This window comes from Actinocrinis puniceicyclus, assembly GCF_018283645.1.
Lineage (GTDB): Bacteria > Actinomycetota > Actinomycetes > Streptomycetales > Catenulisporaceae > Actinocrinis > Actinocrinis puniceicyclus.
The window spans coordinates 1-16097 of record NZ_JAGSXH010000014.1 but is presented as its reverse complement, the minus strand read 5'-3'; the positions used below and the strand labels follow the sequence as shown (position 1 = coordinate 16097).

General features: G+C 70.1%; 12 protein-coding genes. 7 read left to right on the top strand and 5 right to left on the bottom strand.

Annotation, left to right across the window (positions count from 1 at the left end; translation table 11 throughout):
• Positions 1 to 76 precede the first annotated feature (76 nt).
• Positions 77 to 835 (top strand): decaprenylphospho-beta-D-erythro-pentofuranosid-2-ulose 2-reductase, encoded by a 759-nt coding sequence (gene dprE2 / locus KGA66_RS06370; RefSeq protein ID WP_211465577.1) that lies wholly within the window; start codon positions 77 to 79, stop codon positions 833 to 835.
• A 104-nt stretch (positions 836 to 939) separates the two neighbouring features.
• On the opposite strand, the gene KGA66_RS06365 is transcribed toward dprE2, so the two are convergent.
• Positions 940 to 1590: a GyrI-like domain-containing protein gene (locus tag KGA66_RS06365; protein WP_211465575.1), complete on the bottom strand. Its 651-nt coding sequence runs from the start codon at positions 1588 to 1590 to the stop codon at positions 940 to 942.
• Positions 1591 to 1710: 120 nt separating this feature from the next.
• Between KGA66_RS06365 and uvrB the strand changes: the two genes are divergently transcribed.
• Positions 1711 to 3825 (top strand): excinuclease ABC subunit UvrB, encoded by a 2115-nt coding sequence (gene uvrB, locus KGA66_RS06360; protein ID WP_211465566.1) that lies wholly within the window; start codon positions 1711 to 1713, stop codon positions 3823 to 3825.
• A 137-nt stretch (positions 3826 to 3962) separates the two neighbouring features.
• Here the strand turns inward: uvrB and KGA66_RS06355 are convergent, their stop codons facing one another.
• Positions 3963 to 5750 carry an ATP-binding SpoIIE family protein phosphatase gene (locus KGA66_RS06355; protein WP_246507120.1) on the bottom strand — a complete coding sequence of 596 codons (1788 nt, stop codon included), beginning with the start codon at positions 5748 to 5750 and terminating at the stop codon, positions 3963 to 3965.
• A 425-nt stretch (positions 5751 to 6175) separates the two neighbouring features.
• Between KGA66_RS06355 and KGA66_RS06350 the strand changes: the two genes are divergently transcribed.
• The 5 genes from KGA66_RS06350 (at position 6176) to KGA66_RS06330 (ending at position 12953) form a co-directional block, all read left to right on the top strand.
• The gene (locus KGA66_RS06350; protein WP_211465562.1) at positions 6176 to 7168 is read left to right on the top strand and encodes a TerC/Alx family metal homeostasis membrane protein; all 993 of its coding nucleotides are present in this window, start codon (positions 6176 to 6178) and stop codon (positions 7166 to 7168) included.
• A gap of 110 nt (positions 7169 to 7278) precedes the next feature.
• A complete protein-coding gene (locus KGA66_RS06345) occupies positions 7279 to 8508 on the top strand; it encodes a putative hexosyltransferase (RefSeq protein ID WP_211465560.1) in 1230 nt (409 codons plus the stop codon).
• 216 nt (positions 8509 to 8724) lie between these two features.
• Positions 8725 to 9801: a phosphatidylinositol-specific phospholipase C domain-containing protein gene (locus tag KGA66_RS06340; RefSeq protein ID WP_211465558.1), complete on the top strand. Its 1077-nt coding sequence runs from the start codon at positions 8725 to 8727 to the stop codon at positions 9799 to 9801.
• A gap of 6 nt (positions 9802 to 9807) precedes the next feature.
• Positions 9808 to 12510 (top strand): lectin, encoded by a 2703-nt coding sequence (locus tag KGA66_RS06335; RefSeq protein ID WP_211465550.1) that lies wholly within the window; start codon positions 9808 to 9810, stop codon positions 12508 to 12510.
• A gap of 173 nt (positions 12511 to 12683) precedes the next feature.
• Positions 12684 to 12953 (top strand): DUF6401 family natural product biosynthesis protein, encoded by a 270-nt coding sequence (locus KGA66_RS06330; protein ID WP_211465675.1) that lies wholly within the window; start codon positions 12684 to 12686, stop codon positions 12951 to 12953.
• 136 nt (positions 12954 to 13089) lie between these two features.
• Here the strand turns inward: KGA66_RS06330 and KGA66_RS06325 are convergent, their stop codons facing one another.
• The 3 genes from KGA66_RS06325 to KGA66_RS06315 all read right to left on the bottom strand — a co-directional run bounded on the left by KGA66_RS06325 (position 13090) and on the right by KGA66_RS06315 (position 15816).
• Entirely contained in the window at positions 13090 to 13974 is an 885-nt protein-coding gene (locus KGA66_RS06325) for a mechanosensitive ion channel family protein (RefSeq protein WP_211465673.1), read from the bottom strand.
• Positions 13975 to 14176: 202 nt separating this feature from the next.
• Positions 14177 to 15475 (bottom strand): hypothetical protein, encoded by a 1299-nt coding sequence (locus tag KGA66_RS06320; protein ID WP_211465548.1) that lies wholly within the window; start codon positions 15473 to 15475, stop codon positions 14177 to 14179.
• Positions 15476 to 15564: 89 nt separating this feature from the next.
• Positions 15565 to 15816: a hypothetical protein gene (locus KGA66_RS06315; protein WP_211465546.1), complete on the bottom strand. Its 252-nt coding sequence runs from the start codon at positions 15814 to 15816 to the stop codon at positions 15565 to 15567.
• Between the last annotated feature and the right edge of the window lie 281 nt (positions 15817 to 16097).

Sequence of the window (16097 nt, the reverse complement as noted above, 5' to 3'; positions counted from 1 at the left end):
TTGTCCGGATTCGCCCCTTGAGGCATTCCCCAGCACCGCCTAAGGCCGATCGGCTCACTAAGGAAGCAGACAGACCATGAAGGACGCGCTCGGTTCCGCCCAGTCGCTGCTGATCCTCGGCGGCACCTCTGACATCGCCCTGGCCACCGCCCGCCGGATGGCCGCCGGCAAGACCACGCGGATCGTGCTGGCCGCCCGCCCGTCCGCCCGCCTGGACGCCGCGGCCCGGGAACTGCGCGCGCACGGCGCCGAGGTCGAGACGGTCGCCTTCGACGCCGACGCGGTGGAGGAGCACGAGAAGGCCCTCGGCGCGGTCTTCGCCGCCGGCGACATCGACGTGGTGCTGCTCGCCTTCGGCGTGCTCGGCGACCAGGCCAGCGACGAGCAGGACCCGGTGGCCGCGGCCAAGGTCGCCCAAACCAACTACGTCGGCGCCGTCTCCTCGGGCCTGGTGTGCGCCAACGCGTTGAAGAAGCAGGGACACGGCTCGCTGGTCGTGCTCTCCTCGGTGGCCGGGGAACGCGCCCGCAGGGCCAACTTCATCTACGGCTCGACCAAGGCCGGACTCGACGCCTTCGCGCAGGGTCTTGGCGACTCGCTCCACGGCAGCGGCGTGCACGTGATGGTCGTGCGCCCGGGCTTCGTCGAGAGCAAGATGACCGCGGGCATGGAGAAGGCCCCGCTGTCCACGACGCCCGACGCCGTCGCCGAGGCGATCGTCGCCGGGCTGCGCCGCGGCGCGGAGATCGTCTGGGTCCCGGCCGCGCTGCGCTACGTCCTGTCCGGCCTGCGGCACCTGCCCCGCCCCGTGTTCCGCAAGGTGGCCCAGCGGTAGCAGCGGCTCAGCACAGGCACGGCTCAGCGCAGGCACGGCTCAGCGCAGGCACGGCTCAGCGCAGGCACGGCGCGGGTGCCGTCCCGCGCTCGCCTGCGCCCTCGTCAGATCAGCTCGACCGGATGCCGCAGGATGGTGCGAAGCCGGTCCGGAGCGGATCGTCGCGGGTCGCCGAGATAGATCTCGTGGTGCCGACCGCGCGGCCGACAACCGGCAGCGGCGATTTCGGTGTGCAGCAGCGCGATAGCCGGGCCTTCGGTGGCGTAAGGCCCAACGTGCAGAGTCTGCGCGCACCGGCCCTCGCTCCACGTCACGAACCGGATGCGGTCGAGCGCAGGTACATGCTTGTTGCGGGCCCGCTCGACGGAACGCGCCACCGTGCCCTCGTCGATCGGCTCCGGCTGCATGATCATCGCCCGCCACCGCCACAGGTTCCGGTCGGTGTCGGCCATCGTGGCACCGCCCAGCGCAACCTGCGCCAGTAGGTGCTGCTGCGCCGGATCATCGACCCACCAGAGCGCTTCAAGCGGCATGACGTGCGTGGACCCGCCGAACTGCTGCTTGAGCAGGAAGTGCGCGCCGTAACTGGCACTGTAGAGCGCCTGGACGGCGCCGGCGAACTCGTCGGCACCAGGGTCGCCCTGTCCGTCGATGACCAGGAACGAAAGCGTCGGGACGTCGATGATGTCGACCGTTCCCTTGCGCCCCTTGTAGAGAGAACCGATCGACGCGGTCTGTGTGCTCGTCGTGCTCATGTCTCCACGCTGGGACGCGGCCGCGCCGAAAGACAGGGTCGAAGGTCATGAAGCCCCGGTCGGGCGGCGGCTTTTGCCGGGCTTCGCGCGTTGTCGGCGTGGCCGTCTACGGTAGTGAGCATGACTCGACCGTTGACCGACCTTGAGCGAAAAGTGGCGCCCTTCGAGGTCGTCAGCGACTACACGCCGTCCGGGGACCAGCCCCAGGCGATCGCCGAGTTGGAGCGGCGGGTGCGGGCGGGGGAGAAGGACATCGTGCTGCTCGGCGCGACCGGCACCGGCAAGTCCGCGACCACGGCCTGGCTGATCGAGCGGCTGCAGCGGCCGACCCTGGTGATGGCCCCGAACAAGACGCTCGCCGCGCAGTTGGCGAACGAGTTTCGCGAACTGCTGCCGAACAACGCGGTCGAGTACTTCGTCTCGTACTACGACTACTACCAGCCCGAGGCGTACATCGCGCAGACCGACACCTACATCGAGAAGGACTCCTCGGTCAACGAGGAGGTCGAGCGGCTGCGGCACTCGGCGACCAGTTCGCTGCTGACCCGGCGCGATGTGGTGGTGGTCGCCTCCGTGTCCTGCATCTACGGCCTGGGCACGCCGCAGGAGTACGTCGACCGGATGATCCGGCTCAAGGTCGGCGAGGAGTACGGGCTCGACCGGCTGCTGCGCAAGCTCGTTTCCATCCAGTACGCCCGCAACGACCTGGCCTTCACGCGCGGCACCTTCCGGGTGCGCGGGGACACGGTCGAGGTGTTCCCCGTGTACGAGGAGCACCCGGTGCGCATCGAGCTGTTCGGCGACGAGGTCGAGCGGCTGATGACGCTGCACCCGGTCACCGGCGAGGTGCTCACCGACGACCCCGAGCTCTACATCTTCCCGGCCACGCACTATGTCGCCGGCCCGGAGCGGATGGCCCGCGCCGTCGAGGGCATCGAGGCGGAGCTGGCCGCCCGCCTCGCGCAGTTGGAACGGCAGGGCAAGCTGCTCGAAGCGCAGCGGCTGCGCATGCGCACCAGCTACGACCTGGAGATGATGCGCGAGGTCGGCTTCTGCTCCGGGATCGAGAACTACTCAAGGCACATCGACGGCCGTGAGCCCGGCAGCGCCCCCAACACCCTGCTGGACTTCTTCCCCGAGGACTTCCTGCTGGTCATCGACGAGTCCCACCAGACCGTCCCGCAGATCGGCGCGATGTACGAGGGTGACGCCTCGCGCAAGCGGGTGCTGGTCGACCACGGTTTCCGGCTGCCCTCGGCGGTGGACAACCGGCCGCTGCGCTGGGAGGAGTTCGTCGAGCGGATCGGTCAGACGGTCTACCTGTCGGCGACGCCGGGCCCGTACGAGCTGTCCCAGGCCAGCGGGGTGGTGGAGCAGGTCATCCGGCCCACCGGCCTGGTGGACCCCGAAGTGATCGTCAAGCCGACGCAGGGCCAGATCGACGACCTCGTGCACGAGATCCGGGTGCGCTCCGAGCGCGACGAGCGGGTGCTCGTCACCACGCTGACCAAGAAGATGTCCGAGGATCTGACCGACTATCTGCTCGAACTCGGCGTCAAGGTCCGGTATCTGCACTCGGACATCGACACGCTGCGCCGGGTCGAGCTGCTGCGCGAGCTGCGCCTCGGCGTGTTCGACGTCCTGATCGGCATCAACCTGCTGCGTGAGGGCCTGGACCTGCCCGAGGTGTCGCTGGTGGCCATCCTGGACGCGGACAAGGAGGGCTTCCTGCGCAGCGGGACCTCGCTGATCCAGACCATCGGCCGCGCGGCGCGCAACGTCTCCGGGCAGGTCCACATGTACGCCGACAAGATCACCCCGGGTATGGCCAAGGCGATCGACGAGACGAACCGGCGCCGGGCCAAGCAGATCGCGTACAACAAGGAGCGGGGCGTCGACCCGGTACCGCTGCGCAAGCGGATCGCGGACATCACCGATTCGCTGGCGCGTGAGGACGCCGACACCAGGGAACTGCTCGGCGGCGCGGCCCAGCGCGGCGCCCATCTCAACAGCCGGGGAAGGTCCCCGGTTCCGGGGGTCGGCTCGAAGGGCGGGGTCTCGTCGCTGGACTTCGTCGGAAAGCCGGCCGAGGAGTTGGAGGCGCTGATCGAGGACCTCAGCGGGCAGATGCACGCGGCGGCCGCGGAGCTTCGCTTCGAGCTGGCGGCCCGCTTCCGCGACGAGATCGGCGAACTGAAGAAGGAGTTGCGCGGCATGCGCGCGGCAGGCGTCTGACGCGCACTCAGCGGGAGCGGCCGCCGCGCGACACGCACCCACGAGCAGACCAGCGGACCGGCACACAAGCAGACCAGCACACGCGGCGGAACTCTTCGGCGCAGCCGGCTTTGACGCGTTACCGGCGGACGGCCGGCTCAGGGCACGGCGATACTGAACCAGACGATCTTGCCGGACTCGGTGCGCCTGTGTCCCCACGTGCCGGACAGCTCATCGACCAACAGGATGCCGCGACCGATCTCGGCGGTCGCGGACGGGCTCAGCAGCTCGGGCGGTTCGCCGGTTTGATCGCAGACCTCGCACAGGAGCGCGCGGGCGTCGCGACGCAGCCGGAGCCGGAACTCCCCGCCCGCATGCCGGATCGCGTTCGTGACCAGTTCGCTGACCAGTAGCTGCGCCGTCTCGGACAGGGCGTCGAGCTCCCAGGCGCGCAGCGTCTCGCGTACCAGCCGCCGGCAGCGCGCCACCTGCCGAGGCTCCCCGGGCAGCCGCCAGGCCGCCGAGTCCCGCGGCGGCTGCCGGCACACCCGGCTGATCAGCAACGCGATATCGTCCCGATCCCAAGTCAGATCCAGCTCCTTGACCACCTGGTCGCAGATCTCCTGCAGCGGCCGGTCCGGGCCGGCCAGATTGGCCCGCAGCAGCTCGAGCCCCGAGTCGAAGTCGCGCGCCTTGTTCTCCAGCAGCCCGTCCGTGCACAGCACGAACAGCGACCCCTCCGGCAGCTCGACGTCCAGCGCCCGGAACGTGCCCACGGCGCCGCCCAGGCCCAGCGGCAGCCCCGGCGCGACTTGGTGGAGCACTTCGGTCGCGCCGTCCGGGCGCACCAGCACCGGCGGAACGTGCCCGGCACGCGAGATCGAGCACCGCCGGGTCGCCGGATCGTAGACCGCGTAGACACACGTCGCGAACAGCGAGTCGTCGATGTCCGGCATCAGGTCGTCCAGGTGCGCGAGCACCTCGGCCGGCGGCAGGTCCACCGCGGCCAGGGTCCGCACCGCCGTGCGAAGCTGGCCCATCGCGCTGGCCGCCTGCGCGCCGTGGCCCATGACGTCGCCCACCACGAGCGCGACCCGGCCGCCGGACAGCGCGATCACGTCGAACCAGTCGCCGCCCACCAGCGCCATGTCGCTGCCCGGCAGGTACCGGTGCGCGATCTCCAGACCCGGCGGGGCGGCGAGCCTGGTCGGCAACATCGCCTTCTGCATGCTGATCGCGGTGTGCCGCAGCTGGTCGTGCAGCCGCGCGTTGTCCATCCAGATCGCCGCGCGCGCCGCCAGGCGCTCGATCGAGGCCACGTGCGCCTGGCAGAAACCGCCGCGCGCCGGGGCGCGGGAGAACACCATCACCCCGAGCACGCGGCCGCCGGCCAGCAGCGGCGCGTACACCGCGGGGCGTCCCGCGAGAAGCGTCTCGACGTCCGAGCCGTCGGCGCTGCCCGGCAGAGAGTGCATCGTGTCGATGATCACCTCGTGCGAGCGCATGCTCTGCGCACACGGTGAGTGCTCCGGCACCGACGCGACCTTTCCCACCGGCCACGCCGGGCGCAGCCGCTCGGCCAGTTCGCGGTCCCAGGCCGTGAACGCCATCCGCACCAGTCGCACCGGTCCGGCATGCGGCTGGGCTGACCCGGCCCCGTCCAGCACGCTCTCCCGCAGCAGGATCGAGGCGTGGTCGGCGAAGCCGGGCACGACCAGGTCCACCACCTCCTGGGCGGTGATCGCCGGATCCAGGGTCGAGCCGACCCGCACCGCGAGCTCGTCGAGCGGATCCCAGCCGATCCGTACGGGCGCCTGCCGCCCGGCGTCCCACAGCGGGCCGCTCTCGGGGCCGGCCGGGCCGGCCCGGGTGCCGCCCGTGTCCGCCGCCGCGCCGGCGTGTCCGGGCCGCGAGCTTTCCAGCACCGCGCCCGCGGTGCTCTCCATGCCGTTCACGTCACGCCCACCTGCCCTCGCCCGTCCTCGCTCATCCTCACCCGGTCGAGTCCCGGTCCGCGCAGTCGCCGCACGGGCCGAGACGTCGTGACCGGCGGCGCGGCGTCCTTGTTCCCGTCCGCCGCCGCGAGTCCGCAGCCAAGGGTAGGCGTCCGGTTGCGGTGCGTACGCCGAATGGCCGGTTACTTCACTCGCGCGGATGAAAAAACGGCCCGAGCGCCGGGTGTGCGAGAATGGGCGGGCAAGGAGGGGAGTACTCCCCACTTCGGCGGTGGCGTCCGTCAACACGGCCGAGACCGCGGCGTCGAAACGGCGTCCGTGTGCTCGTCCCGGTGCCACCGGTCCCGCGGTCCGCGGGGCGGAAGAGACCTCCGGCGATGACTGATGACTTTCACGTCCGCCGGAGGGAAGCCGCTGTGTCTGTTCCCGTACTCGTCTGGGCCGCGACCGTCCTCGGCCTGTTGGCCGTGCTCGCCCTCGATCTGTTCGTCGTCGGCCGCGCGCCGCACGCCGTCTCCCTGCGGGAGGCCGGGACGTGGGTGGCCGCCATGGCCGCACTGGCGGTGGCGTTCGGCCTCGGCCTGAGTCACCTGGCCGGGACGGCCTACGGCGGCCAGTTCTTCGCCGGCTGGATCACCGAGTACAGCCTGTCGGTCGACAACCTCTTCGTCTTCGTGATCATACTGTCGCGTTTCCGGGTGCCCCGGGACTACCAGCACCGGGTGCTGTTGGTGGGCGTGCTCGTCGCGCTCGGGCTGCGTGGGGTGTTCATCGGGCTCGGCTCGGCGATCGTGTCCACCTTCGACTGGGTCTTCTACCTCTTCGGCGCGTTCCTCGTGTACACCGCGGTGAAGCTCGCCGCCGGGCACGGCGCCGGGCCCGCCCCGGCCCGCGAGATCGGCCTGGTGCGTTTCGTGCGGCGCATCCACCCGACCGTCGACGATTACCACGGCACCGCGCTGACGGCCCGCGTCGGCGCCGTCCGGGCGCTGACCCCGATGGCGCTGGTGATCCTGGCGGTCGGCGCGGCGGACCTGCTTTTCGCGCTCGACTCGATCCCCGCCGTGTTCGGCCTCACGCAGCAGCCGTACATCGTGTTCACGGCCAACGCCTTCGCCCTGCTCGGCCTGCGGCAGCTGTACTTCCTGATCGGCGGCCTGCTCGACCGGCTGGTGTACCTCTCGGTCGGCCTGTCCGTGGTGCTCGGCTTCATCGGGTTGAAGATGATCGTGGAGGCACTGCACGGCTCCGGCGTCGAAAACCTCGGCCCGGTCGCGCTGCCGACGGTGTCGATTCCGTTCTCGCTCGGCGTCATCGTGCTCACCCTCGCCGTGACCACCGTCCTCAGCCTCACGATCGGCCAGCGCCGCGCGCGCGAGCAGGCCTGCGTCGCCGGCACGGAGCGCTGACCGGCTCCCGTCGCAGGCGGGGTACGCTGCTATGATCCGCCGATTGACGAGGCAGATGAGCGGACGTACCGGGTACGTCGCGTTGCGTAGGGCGAAGGGACGGGCTGAACGTGAGCACCGTGGTGGCGGCAGACGACCAGGCTTCGCCGGGCGGCCCCGCCGCCGGCCGGACGCCCTGGCCGCGTACCGCGGCCCGGCGTGCGCGCAGATCGGCCTTGCGCGCCTGGCCCGCGGTCGGTCTGTACCTGTCGATCCGTGCGGTGAGCACCGCGGTTTTCGCGATCCTGTCCGCAGGGCACGGATACGCGCAGCGCGGGCTGTTCGTGTTCGTGGACTCGGGTTGGTACCGGCTGATCGCAGAGCACGGCTATAACACCCACCTCGCGCGTTTCGGCTCGCCGTTCCCGTTCTTCCCGCTCTATCCGGGTCTGATGCGGCTGGTGCACGAGGTCACCGGGCTGAGCGTGGACGTGGCCGGGGTGATCATCACCTGGATCGCCGCGGCGGCATGCGCATGGGCGCTCTACGAGATCGGCCGGCTGGTCCGCGACGCGCGCACCGGAGTGATCTTCGCGGCGCTCTGGGCGCTGATGCCCTCGGCGGTGATCGAGGGTGCCTCCTACGCCGACGCACTCGCCATCTGCCTGTCGGCCTGGGCGCTTTACGCGCTGTTGCGGCGCTGGTGGGTCGCCGTCGGCATCCTGGGCTTCTTCGCCGGCCTGACCAGGCCGACCGCGAACGCGCTCGTCGCCACCGTCTGCCTCGCCGCGCTCATCGAACTGGTCAGGCGCCGCGGTCACGCGCGCGACGACGCATCAGGCGGCGCGGTTTGGCGGCCGTGGTTCGCCCTCGTGGTACCACCGCTCGGGATGATCGGTTACCTCGCCTATGTCGCGCAGCGCATGGGTAGTCTCACCGGCTATCTCAAGGCACAGAAGCAGTGGGGTACGGGATTCAGCAACGTGCAGAATGTGCTGCATCGTGTTCACGAGGGCATGCTCGGTACCGCTGCGGGCTATCAGAACTACCCGACGCTGATCACCACGGCCTTGCTGCTCGCCGTCCCCGTACTCATCGTGCTCCTGATCCTTCAGCGGGTTCCGTGGCCGCTGATCTTCTACACGGTCCTGCTCGCCGCGGTCGTATACGCGTCGATCCACGTGTACACCGTTGTGCCACGCGAGTTCCTGGCGCTCTTCCCGCTGCTGCTGCCGCTCGCCTCGTCCCTGGCGAAGGTCCACCGCCGGCCGGCCGTCTATCTCGTTCTGGCCGCGCTCGCGGTCGGCGCGGGCTGGTACGCGTGCTACGTCCCGATCTACGCCGGCGGCCTGATCCCGTAAGCGGCCGCGCCGCGCTTCACCGGCCCCGCCCGGCCGACCCTTTGCAGAGTTCTTACCTATGCGCACGGGCGCGCCCGAGCGCGCCCGGGAATAGCTGAACCGAAGTTCACATTCGGTGGTCTCCGGCTCGCTACGCCCGAGACCGCGCATATTCACCTGCCGCGCCGAAGCTCCCTTGTGCGAAAGGCAAGTCCCGCTTCACATCAGGAGTCTGGTATGCCTACCCACCCGCGCCACCTCCCGCGCCGCGCCGCCGCGCTGACCCTCGCCGGGGCCCTGGCCGCCGCCCTGGCGGTGCAGCCGGGCAGCGCGAGCGCCGCCGACCTCGGCTCGCTCCCGCTCTCCGGCGCCACCTCCGTCGGCGTGCACAACACCTATGACCAGAGCGCTTACACCTACCTCGATCAGGCCCTCGACGCCGGATCCACGCTGATCGAGCTCGACGTGTGGGTCAACCCCTTCACGCACAAGTGGAACGTGAGCCACAGCGACCCGCTCGGCAGCAGCAACAACTGCGTGCAGACCAGCACCCTCGCCGGCGCCTACACCGGCAACCGCGACCAGAACCTCGACAGCTGCCTCGACGACATCCGCGTCTGGCTCCAGGCGCATCCGGCCGCCAACCCGATCATGATCAAGCTGGAGATGAAGGCCGGCTTCGACCAATCGATCGGCATGGGCCCGGCCGCGCTCGACGCCTACATCAAGGCACATCTCGGCGGCCTGGTGTACCGACCGGTGGACCTGCTCACCAAGCCCGACGGCAGCCGGTACCCGGACCTGGACACCGCGGCCAGGGCCGGAAACTGGCCGAGCCGCTCCGCGCTGCAGGGCAAGGCGATCATCGAGGCGATCCCCGGCACCTTCGAGCAGAGCAACCCCTTCGACCACCTGTGGACCGACACCGAGTACTCGACCTATCTCAAGGGCCTGGCGGCGTCGGGAGCGATCGGCGCCGCGGAGATCTTCCCGAGCGTGCTCGGCGCGCAGAGCGGTGACCCGCGCACCCGCTACTCGGACGCCACGCTGCGGCCCTGGTTCGTGGTCTTCGACGGCGACGCGAACACCTACGTCGGCGACGGAAACACCGAGTGGTACAAGGCGAACCACTACCTCGTCGTGGCCACCGACGCCTACGACGTGGCTCCGGCGCTCTCCAGCACCGACCCCGCGCTCGCCGACGCGCAGGCGCGGGTCGCGCTGCTCGCCTCGGACAGCGTCTCCTTCGTCTCCACGGACTGGACCACCGCGCCCGCGGACGGCGTCCTGCCCGAAGTCCTTCCGCGCGGCTGAACCGCGATGACGACCCCCGCACGCAGGGCTTCGAGCCTGCCGCGCAGGGTCGCCGTGACTGCTCTCGCCACCGCGCTCGCCACCGCGCCCGCCCTGTCGGGCGGGGCGGGCGCGGCCGCGCGCGCGGCGGCCCCGGCGGCCCCGGCGGTCCTCGTCTCCGATCCCTCCTCGCTGGTGAACCCGTTCATCGGCACCACCGGGGACGGCCACGACTTTCCCGGCGCGGACGTGCCCTACGGCATGCTCCAGTGGAGCCCGGACACCTCCTCGCGGCCCAAGGGAGGCGGATACGACTACGGCGACTCGGCCATCACCGGCTTCAGCCTGACACACATATCAGGGCCCGGATGTGACGCGGCCGGGGACGTCCCGGTCCTGCCGACCGTCGGTGCGGTCGACAGCTCTCCGGGCTCTGATTCGACCTCGTTCTCGCACTCGGGCGAGGACGCGAGCCCCGGCTACTACGGGGTGACCCTCGGCAACGGCGTCAGGACCGAGCTGACCACCACGGCGCGGGCCGGCCTCGGCCGTTTCACGTTCCCGGCCACGACCCAGGCGAACCTGATCCTCAAGGTCGCCGCCGGCCAGACGCCGACCGGTGCGACCAGCGTCAGCGTGCTGAGCGGAACGGAACTCGCCGGCTCCGTGACCAGCGACGGATTCTGCGAGGCCACCAACCCGTTCACGCTGTATTTCGCAATCAGCTTCGACCGCGCGTTCACCGCCTCCGGCGCGTACGGCTCCACGGCGAGCGGACCGGCCGGCGAATACGTGACCTTTGACACGACGGCGAACCGGACCGTGCTCGCCCGCGTCGGCATCTCCTACACCTCGATCGCCGAGGCGCGCGCCAACCGCGACGCCGAGATTCCCGTCACGGCGGGTTTCGCCGCGGTGCAGGCCTCCGCGCGTGCGGCGTGGACCGCGCAACTGGGCAGGATCCGGATCGCCGGGGGCACCGCGGACCAGCAGACCGTTTTTTACACCGCGCTCTACCACGCCTCGCTGCACCCGAACGTCTTCAGTGACGCCGACGGCTCGTATCTGGGCTTTGACAACCGGGTGCACACGGTGCCGGCGGGCCGCGCGCACTACGCGAACTACTCGGGTTGGGACATCTACCGTTCGCAGGCGCAGCTCACGGCGCTGATCGACCCGGGGGTCGCGAGCGACATGGCGCAGTCCATGGTCGACGACTACGAACAAGGCGGCACGCTGCCCAAGTGGGCGATGGACAACGGCGAGACCTACATCATGGTCGGTGACCCCGGCGCGATCGTGCTGGCCGACTACTACGCGTTCGGCGCGCGGGACTTCGACACCGCCGCCGCGCTCTCGGCCATGGTGAGACAGGCTACGACGCCCAACGACGACCGACCCGGCGTCGGATACCTCGACACCTTCGGCTACCTGCCGACCGACAGCGTCTACGGCTGCTGCCACGAGTACGCGACCGTCTCCACGCAACTGGAGTACGACTCGGCGGACTTCGCGGTGTCCGCGTTCGCGGGGGCGCTCGGCGACAGCGCGGAACAGACGAGGTTGCGCAACCGCGCGCAGGACTGGCGCAACATCTTCAACCCCTCCAGCGGCTACATCCAGCCCCGGCACTCCAACGGCCGCTGGATGGACGGCTTCCTGGCCGCTCCGATCAGCGGCGGCACGAACACCAACGACTTCGCCGAGGGCGACTCGCTGATCTACACCGGGATGATTCCCTTCAACCTGGCCGGGCTCGCCGCGGCCGAGGGCGGGAACACGGCGATGGCCGGATACCTCGACCACGTGCTCTCCGGCTACTCGGGGCTGCTGAGCCTCGCCGGCTTCCAGGCGAACATGGGCAACGAGCCGAGCTTCGAACTGCCCTGGGAGTACGACTACATCGCGCAGCCCTACAAGACCCAGCGCGACGTACGACAGATCCAGGACCAGCTCTGGACCGACTCGCCCGGCGCTCTGGCCGGGAACGACGACCTCGGTGAGATGAGCTCCTGGTACGTCTGGTCCGCGCTCGGCATGTATCCGGAGACCCCCGGCACCGCGGACCTCGCGCTCGGCAGTGCGCTGTTCGCGCAGGCCGTCGTCAACCCCGGGGCGGCGAACCAGATCACGATCAACGCACCGAGCGCGGCCGACGGGTCGCCCTATGTACAAGGGCTGACGTACAACGGCGCCGCCTGGAACAACGCCTACCTTCCCGAGAACGTCGTCGCCGCCGGAGCGACGCTGACGTACTCGCTCGGATCGTCCGCGAACACCTCGTGGGCCACGGCGTCGACCTCCGCACCGCCCTCGTACGACGGCACGGCGACCTCATTCGCCAAAGAGCCGGTCGGTCCGGTCAGGTCCGGGATCGCCGGCAAGTGCGTTGACGACGCGGGCTCGGGGACATCGAACGGCACCCACATCCAGCTCTACACCTGCAACGGCGCGGGAGCGCAGAACTGGACAGTCGTACCTGACAACACTCTCCAGGTGTTCAACAAGTGCATGGACGTGGTCGGCGGCGCCACCGCCCCGGGCACGAAGGTGCAGCTTTACACGTGCAACGGCACGATGGCGCAGCAGTGGACCGCGAACTCGGCCGGACAACTCGTCAACACGGGCTCAGGTCTGTGTCTCTACGCCAGCACGACCAACGACACCGACCAGCTGCAGATCTACACCTGCACTCCGGGCGCCGCGGACGAGACGTGGACACTGCCGTGACAAGACCGCAACAGCGTCTAGGTATTGTTGCTCCGCCTTTGGGAACCAGGGAGGGGCGGCGCGGCGTGTTCGATGAGTCGACGTTCAGTGACGATGGGTTCGGTGACAGCGCATTCGGCGGTCCGGCCTTCGGCAGCCCGCTCGCCGATGGACCGCGGGCGGGTTCGTCCCCGCTGGCCGCAGTCGCCCAGCGATTCGGGCGCCGCCTGCCGGAACTCGCCTTCGAACCGGGACTGGTGGCGGCGATCGACCAGCACTCGGCGGCGATACGAGACGCCGTCCAGGGCTATCCGTCGCTGCGTGAGGCGCTGACCGACTACGTGCTCGGCTTCACAGACGCGCTGCGCGAGATCGGCTGGTTCGCGCACGAGGGCTACGACTTCGCCACGCTGCGGTTGACCGCGATCTGCCACTTCATGCGCGAGCACGGTGTGACCGAGTGACCGAGTGACCGAAGGACCGAGTGACCGCGCGACTGGTCGTAAGCCGTACTGCCCCTAGCGGATCGGTGTGAGCGCGTCCGGCGACAGGCGCTCACACCGATCCGAAAGGTGAACGGACCCGGTTTCCGGCTCGCGTTCAGCCGCGCATCGGCGGGTTGCCGGGCGCCTCAGGCGGCCTTTCCTGGCCGGTCGGCCAGGGGGCGCCTGTGCCGCCGACGCCGCGGGTCCCGGTAGCGCCTGTGGCGCCGCCGCCGGGCGCCGCTGGGTACGGGGCCGGCGCGGCGGTGGTCCTCTCCTGGCCGCGCAATGCGTCCGACCGCCCCGTCTGGTAGGCGGACATGCTACGCGCGTCGCGCTCCGCCGTGTCCAGCATCCGCTCCCAGCGCTGACGCATCGGTACCACCAGGCCGCCGCCGACACCGACGACGATCACGCCGACGATCGCCGCCAGCACGGCGACGAGGACGGGACCGGTGATCGTGGTCGCGATCCCGGCCTGCCCGAGCGCCGCGATGACGCCGATGCCCAGGACGAACACGGAGGCGATCGTCGCGAGCACGTGCCCGTAGGACAGGGCGGAGAGCGCGGCCCCGACCAGGTCCCGCACCACCCGGGCGATGAACGCGGCGACCACCACGATCGCGATGGCCACCAGGCCCCGCGGCAGCCACGCGACCACCCCGTTGATCATGACGCTGATCGGGTTCGTGCCGAAGACCCCGATGGCGAGCTGAAGGGCGATCAGCAGCAGCGTGTAGTAGACGACCTTGCACACGAGGCCGGTGGTGTCGTACTTGCTGTTCGCCAGTGCCCGGCTGGTGCCGCCGCGCTCCGCCATCCGCTCGAAGCCGACCTTGCGCAGCACCACCTCAAGCACCCTCGCCAGCACGCGGGCGATCAACCACCCGATGAACATGATGACCAGGAACGCCACGAACTTGGGGATGAATCGAGCCACCGCGCTCCACGCGTCTGTGAAGCCCTGGCTGAAGTTGACCGAGGCCAATGGAATCTGACGCACCGTAGTCACCGCCTGCTCATCGACCGGACCGCGCCAGACGCGCGGTAAACCCACACCAACCGTGGTAACACGCTGTGTGGTGACCTGCGCGCAGGGTGGCCCGAACGGGGTAGTCGACAGGGCGCGATCCGGCGTAACCAGCCAGTCCGTTCGGTCCGTTCGGTCCGTCGCGCCGCGCCGCCGCGCGCCGCGCGCCGGCTGCTCAGCCCTTGCGGTGTATCCGGTAGTGCAACACCATGAACGGCAGGCCGAAGACCCAGAACGCGTGCTCGGCGCGCAACTCGTCGTCCTCCACGTACACGTCGAGCTGTTCGGCGAAGCCCTGCACGGCCGCCGTCGTCAACTCGCGCGACTCCGAGTCGATGTACGTGAGGTAATGGCCCGGGTGCTTCAGCGGGCTGCGGCTGGACAGGACCAGTCCGCCGCCCGGTCGCGGCGCCGGCGCGAGGGTCGCGGTGAAGCTGGCCTGGGGAAGCGGGAAACCGACACTGACATACCCGCGCCCTTCGTGCCGGTACGTCGTATAAATTCCGATGTAGATGGGCTCATCGTTGTCCGCGAACGACCGGATCCACCCGCGCACCGCCACCACGTCGTCGTCGGGCGCGCCGATCGTGTCGATTCGACTGCGGATGCCGCGCTGGGTCTCACGCTGGTTCATCGGGACACTCGCCTGGCCCAACGGTCGCGCGAGCAGGTTGCGGTACAGCAGGTAACCAGGACGTACCCACAGCCGCCACTCGGGCACGATGTCGAGCGTGAAGCGGGTCGTGTGCTCGTAGAACTCGCGCACCAGCGGATCCACCTGGGCGGGGTCGAACTCGGGACCGGCCAGCGAGTCCAGCGACGCGACGATCCCCACGTCCGCCGCGTCCGCGGTGTAGGTGCCGCCGAGCACCTGGGCGAGCTGTCTGACGTATCCGGTGCCCACGTATCGGCCGCGTGATTCCAACGGCACGACGAACGGCAGTTCCTCGGCGTGTACCCGTTCTGCCAGCATACTGACCTGCGGGTCGCGGAAGATCAGCGCGGAGAGCACCCGGAATGCGACGACGCTCGTCGCCGCCACGACCGCGGGTTCCGCGGCCCGGTTCCGCAGTTCGAACGCGCCGCCCACCGCGGCTCCCAGCGCCGGGCCGAGCGCCACCTTCTGCGGTCGCAGCCCGAGCGCCCCGGCGGCCGCGCCGCTCACGGTGCCCACGGTCAGCGGCCCGGCCCCGCTCAGCCGCCCGCCGGCCCAGCCGACCGGGGCGGCCAGTACACCGCTGGCGAGGATGCGCGACCACAGCGGCGGGATCTCACCGGGGCGCTGCCGCGCCCGCGCCACAGCCTCCGCGGCGCCCATGATCGCCGCCCCGGCTGCCGCCCCGAGCAGCCCGGCGCGGCGCCCGCGATGCCCGGCGAGCGCAGCCCCGGCTACCGCGCCGAGTGCGCCGGCGCTCAGAATCTGCTGCTTACGGCTCGGCCCCTTGCGGGCCGCGGCCCCGCGCTCAGTCGCCACGGGCGTAACCTACCTCGCCGAGGCGAGTCAGCATGCGCAATAAGTGCTTTGTATGTGCCGGCCGCTCAGCGGCCGACGGCGGCGAGAGCTCAGAAGTCCATGGCGTGCGAGATGATCTTCGCCGCGACCTCGGTGGTGACGTGGCGGCCCACCGTGGCCAGGATCATTGCCGCCCCCCGCAGCCGCGACTTGATCTCCGGGTCCGATTCGCCGTCGGCGGCCCGTTCGAGCCCGAGGACCAACTCGTCCACGAACTGGTCGGCCTGCGCGGCGTCCCAACCCTCCTGATGCTCTTCGGCTGACCGTCCCGCCGAGTCCGGCGCTTGGTTCAAATCGCTCACGATCCGACCCTAACGGTATTTCCGCAGCGTCGCCGCCAAGGCATGGCCGCGAGACGACGAACGCTCGCGGCCACCCTCCGCGCAGATCACGCGATCGGGTCACTCGCTGTAGTGGTAGCGGGCCTTGAGGATCTTCACTTCCTTCTCATCGGCCCAGGGTCAATGACAAAGTGATCTTGCGGCTGGGTTCGTGGTGGTTTAGCCGTGCGTCGGCACGGTCTGCGTGGCCTGACATGCCGGATTTGCGGGCGGGCACGGCATCTGAGGATCATTCAGGTGTC

Bases quoted from the DNA above. Each gene is read 5' to 3' on its own strand.
- dprE2 (WP_211465577.1), top strand. From the start codon at position 77: ATGAAGGACGCGCTCGGTTCCGCCCAGTCGCTGCTGATCCTCGGCGGC.
- KGA66_RS06365 (WP_211465575.1), bottom strand. From the start codon at position 1,590: ATGAGCACGACGAGCACACAGACCGCGTCGATCGGTTCTCTCTACAAG.
- uvrB (WP_211465566.1), top strand. From the start codon at position 1,711: ATGACTCGACCGTTGACCGACCTTGAGCGAAAAGTGGCGCCCTTCGAG.
- KGA66_RS06355 (WP_246507120.1), bottom strand. From the start codon at position 5,750: ATGGAGAGCACCGCGGGCGCGGTGCTGGAAAGCTCGCGGCCCGGACAC.
- KGA66_RS06340 (WP_211465558.1), top strand. From the start codon at position 8,725: ATGCCTACCCACCCGCGCCACCTCCCGCGCCGCGCCGCCGCGCTGACC.
- KGA66_RS06335 (WP_211465550.1), top strand. From the start codon at position 9,808: ATGACGACCCCCGCACGCAGGGCTTCGAGCCTGCCGCGCAGGGTCGCC.